The organism is Methylocystis sp., from assembly GCF_050246715.1.
Taxonomy (GTDB): domain Bacteria; phylum Pseudomonadota; class Alphaproteobacteria; order Rhizobiales; family Beijerinckiaceae; genus Methylocystis.
On the sequence record NZ_JBFWVN010000114.1, the window covers coordinates 1 to 3,295 of the forward strand.

General features: G+C 58.0%; 6 protein-coding genes. 4 read left to right on the forward strand and 2 right to left on the reverse strand.

The genetic code is table 11. The features are described 5' to 3' along the window. Nucleotides 1–359 (forward strand): hypothetical protein (locus tag AB7I51_RS17855; RefSeq protein WP_428406385.1); only part of this gene is annotated, 359 nt, incomplete at its 5' end. A 204-nt stretch (nucleotides 360–563) separates the two neighbouring features. Here the strand turns inward: AB7I51_RS17855 and AB7I51_RS17860 are convergent. Further along, nucleotides 564–806 carry a hypothetical protein gene (locus tag AB7I51_RS17860; protein WP_428406386.1) on the reverse strand — a complete coding sequence of 81 codons (243 nt, stop codon included), beginning with the start codon at nucleotides 804–806 and terminating at the stop codon, nucleotides 564–566. A 28-nt stretch (nucleotides 807–834) separates the two neighbouring features. After that, nucleotides 835–1,197, reverse strand: a complete 363-nt coding sequence (locus AB7I51_RS17865; RefSeq protein ID WP_428406387.1) for a helix-turn-helix domain-containing protein — start codon at nucleotides 1,195–1,197, stop codon at nucleotides 835–837. A 265-nt stretch (nucleotides 1,198–1,462) separates the two neighbouring features. On the opposite strand from AB7I51_RS17865, the gene AB7I51_RS17870 reads away from it, so the two are divergent. The 3 genes from AB7I51_RS17870 to AB7I51_RS17880 all read left to right on the forward strand — a co-directional run. Continuing rightward, nucleotides 1,463–1,747, forward strand: coding sequence for a helix-turn-helix domain-containing protein (locus AB7I51_RS17870; protein WP_428406388.1), 285 nt, complete (start codon nucleotides 1,463–1,465; stop codon nucleotides 1,745–1,747). Continuing rightward, nucleotides 1,744–2,253 carry a S26 family signal peptidase gene (locus AB7I51_RS17875; protein ID WP_428406389.1) on the forward strand — a complete coding sequence of 170 codons (510 nt, stop codon included), beginning with the start codon at nucleotides 1,744–1,746 and terminating at the stop codon, nucleotides 2,251–2,253. Before AB7I51_RS17870 ends, AB7I51_RS17875 begins: the two co-directional genes overlap by 4 nt. A 145-nt stretch (nucleotides 2,254–2,398) precedes the next feature. Next, a partial coding sequence (locus tag AB7I51_RS17880) for a relaxase/mobilization nuclease domain-containing protein (protein WP_428406390.1) occupies nucleotides 2,399–3,295 on the forward strand: 897 nt, incomplete at its 3' end.

Sequence of the window (3,295 nt, forward strand, 5' to 3'; positions counted from 1 at the left end):
TCATCGGCATGGGCTGGGTATTCGGCATCTTCTCGTTCTTCTATCTCAATATCTCGGGGTATTTCCTGGACGCCGTCATGTATGACACGATCATCGCCTATCATTTCTGGCGCATGGCGAAGGTCTCGATATTCCCGGCGCCGCTCTGCATCCTTCTCCTCTTCGAGATCACTTTTCTCGTCTTTTCGCAGTCGGTCGGGCTTTCGACCTATGCGACGCTGTTCGTCGCCAATCGTCTCTTCGAGATCGTGCTGCTTTATCTCATCGGTTGTTCGCTGTTCCGCATTCATATCCTCCGCCTGCAGCGAAAATCGAAAGAGCCGATCACCGACTGGCGGGTCAGATTCGTCGTCGCTTGACGCTGGGCCGGATCGGAAAAACGGGCGGCGCAACGCTTCCAAAGGCGCAGGCGGTCATTACAAAAGTCGCGCGATCTACGTGAGTCTTGTCGCTGAATTTTCATTGAACGGCTTCGCGACTCGACCAAATCTGACCGCTCTTTACGAACATCGACTTCGGCCGGGGCGGTCTCGCTCCGGCCTTTTTCATTTGTTCAATGAGGATCAGTGAACGCCGGTCTCGGCCTTGGCGAGCTCGTCGGCGAGGACGCGCAGGAGCCCTAAGAGACGGGAATTCACCGTCACTTTCTTGCCGGTCGACAAGGTCACTGTGACCGCCCCGTCCGGGGTTTCGCCGGAAAGTTTTTCTTTCCAGAGCGCGCCGTCGAATAGATCGAGCTTCATGAAATCGTCGCCGCCAGCAGCGATGGCGGAACCGTCCATAAAGCCTGTGTTCGTCTTTGTCACTGGGGTCTTTATCCCTTCTGAATTCTTCTCAACGGTTCATTTGGGCGCAATCGTACAAAAGCCCGAGCGCCGCAGCGTCCTTGACGCCGTCCGGAAAGGCCTGGCGATAGTGTTCGGCCATTCTTAGCAAGGCTTTCGATGCGCCGTCCGGCGGGTCATTCGCGATCGCGGCGATGTTTTCATCGAGCAGCAGATGCGCGAGAATGAGCGTTTGAATCGTCGTATCGCAATAGTCGGCGATGCGCTGCAGCGCCCGCATCGGGATGGCGCGACGCCCCGCTTCCACGCGAGAATAAACCGGCTGGCTGATGCACAAGAGTTCAGCCATCTCGGTCTGCGACAATCGCCATTCAGACCGGAATACGCGCAACAACGAGCCGAATTCGAGCATCGAAACGCTACCCCCGAATTATGAGAAATTGTGCGGGCTGAACGCCAGTTTGGCAAGCCGAATTGATGAAATTCGGCACACCAATAAGGAGAATCTGCGCGGGCCTACGGACGATTATTCGCTCCGCGAATAGGTTATTCGCCTGCAGAATAAGACCCCCCGAAAAATGAATAGAACCCCTCGATTTTTGAATAGGGACGAGTTCCGGAATTGAGCCCGCAAGCGGCACAATCATCGTCATGGATTGCGAGGGGCTCGGAACGACATGACCAGGAGCGCAAGCGGAAAACCGGTTTCGAACGGGGTTTCAGACAAGAATATTCTTGAATCGCCATCGCTTCATTCGAAGATCGAGAGCCCCTATCTGTGCACCGATGAAGCGGCGCTTTACCTTCGCTGCAGCGTTCGGGCGCTTGAGCATTTCAGGAGCGACGGCGGCGGTCCCGCCTATCGAAAGCATGGCGGCTCCGTCGTTTATCACGTCCATGATCTCGATCGCTGGTCGAGGCTTCGCCGCTATTCATCGACTTCGAAAAAGACCGACTCATGAAACGCGGGGCCGGCAGGATTATCACCCTCTCTTGCGGATCGATTGCTGCGATTTTGCTCGCTGGCGTCGTCCAATTCGCGCCGATTCTCGTCTGGAACGCCTCGGCGAGCGCGCCCATCGGGCTTTATCGGATCGAGAACCGCCCGCCCGAAATCGGCGTTTATGCGCTCGTTTCGCCTGACGTGACGCTCGAAAAGTTCATCGTTGGGCGCGGTTATTTGCCGGAGAATATCCCGCTCCTGAAGCGGGTTGCGGCGCTTCCCGGCGACGAAATCTGCCGCAAATCTGCAGCGATATTCATCAACGAAACTTACGTCGCCGAGGCGAGAATTTCCGATTCTTTCGGGCGCGAATTGCCTCAATGGAACGGCTGCTTTGTGCTGCAGAAAGACGAAATCTTTCTCCTCAACGACCATGAAAGGTCGCTCGACGGGCGATATTTCGGGGCGACGAAAGCGGACGAGGTGATCGGCGTTGCGAGGGCCGTATGGGTGAGAGGCGCGTAATGATGATCAGAGGACGGAGGAGAGGAGGTGGGCGTAAGGCAAGATTAAAGCTTTGGCGCCAAGGGGCGCGCAAAGCGGGTCTGCACGTCACTTTTTATGGCGCCATTGATGATGTGAGTGGCGCCAATTGGCGCCGCGCAAAACCATGAGCGCTGACGAAGAGTTCCGCCCGAGATTGGGCCGCATTCGCTCGTCAGGCGGGCGCGCCGCGAAACGCTATCTTGGCAAACTCTACGCCCGCATGGAGAAGGCGCGGCCTGGCGCCTTCGCAAAACGATCAGCCGCGAATTTTTCAGGCGCGCGGATCGGGCGCGGCGCCGGCGTCGGCGCCAGCCTCAAGATGCGCGGGTCTCCCTTCGCAAAATTCCGCTCACGCCGCGTAGCGGTGAAGATTCGGTCGGTGCGGCTCGGCAAGAACGGCCTGCCTAAAGCGCGCGCGCATTTGAAATACATCCAGCGCGACGGCGCCGAAAAAGACGGAACGCCGGGCAACCTCTACGGACCGACCCAGGACGTCGTCGACGGCGAGGCGTTCCTTGACGAGGGGAAAAGCGATCGTCACCAGTTCCGGATCATCCTGTCGCCGGAAGAGGCGGGCGAGCTCGAAGATCTCAATAAATTCACGCGTGATGTTATGACCGCCGCTGAAAGGGATCTCGGCACCAGGCTCCAATGGGTCGCCGTCAATCACCACGACACCGATCACCCGCATGTCCATATCGTTCTTAGAGGTCGCGCCGATGACGGCAATGACCTCGTTATCGCGCGCAATTACATCACTCACGGGTTCCGGCGGCGGGCTGAGGAATTGGCGACGCTTGAATTGGGCGAGCGGCGCGATATCGACATCGCGAACGCCCGCATGCGCGAGGCGGCGAAAGAGCGCTTCACCTCGATCGATCGCGAACTCCAGGAATTGACGACGGACGGCGTCGTCGATCTCGGCCGGCCGAAGACCGTCTATGACCGCTTCCGATTGAGGCTCTTCATGGCGCGCCTCCGAACCCTTGAAAAAATGGGACTCGCGAGCCGCGAACGGGAC

What these genes read in the sequence shown, in the direction of transcription:
- AB7I51_RS17865 (WP_428406387.1), bottom strand. Translation starts at nt 1,197, where the DNA reads ATGCTCGAATTCGGCTCGTTGTTGCGCGTATTCCGGTCTGAATGGCGA.
- AB7I51_RS17870 (WP_428406388.1), top strand. Translation starts at nt 1,463, where the DNA reads ATGACCAGGAGCGCAAGCGGAAAACCGGTTTCGAACGGGGTTTCAGAC.
- AB7I51_RS17875 (WP_428406389.1), top strand. Translation starts at nt 1,744, where the DNA reads ATGAAACGCGGGGCCGGCAGGATTATCACCCTCTCTTGCGGATCGATT.